This is a genomic window from Paenibacillus sp. 01T422 (genome assembly GCF_056398785.1).
In genome coordinates this window covers 1-465 of the sequence record NZ_JBFTQB010001643.1, presented here as the reverse complement: position 1 = coordinate 465, position 465 = coordinate 1, and the positions used below count along the sequence as shown (strand labels likewise).

The window sequence follows — 465 nt, the reverse complement described above, 5'->3', positions numbered from 1 at the left end:
CCGCAGGGAAGGCAATCAATTTGTAGCTAACAGCTCCACTTTCACTGTCGTTGTTAAACCAACGAAAGCTGGAGATTACTCCTTATCTAATGCCAACCTACAATACAAGGATTTTGCTTCATCGGATCAAAATGTTCTCTTCTCCAACAAAGTGGTAACAGCATTCACGAAATTAACTGCCTTGACTCTGGATAACCTCACAATCGCAAAAGGGGATACTTCCAAACTAATTCCAAAGGTATTGCCGGCTGATGCTACCTATCAAAAGAATGAAGACTTCACTTGGACAACGGATGCGGCATCCATTGTTACGGTCAATGCAAGTGGTGAAATTCGGGGTGTTAGTGCTGGTACGGCAAAAATCTCGGCTGTCGCGAAAGATGGAAGCGGACTTAATGCGACCTCCGTCGTTTCTGTTATCCAACCTGGCTTGAATATCACAGGTCCGACAGAAGTAGCAGTTGG

1 protein-coding gene is annotated in these 465 nt (G+C 44.9%); it reads left to right on the top strand.

Annotated features, from left to right (window positions below):
- Nucleotides 1-465, top strand: a 465-nt coding sequence (locus tag AC1DUA_RS40575) for an Ig-like domain-containing protein (protein WP_477505012.1), incomplete at both ends; no start/stop codon positions are given.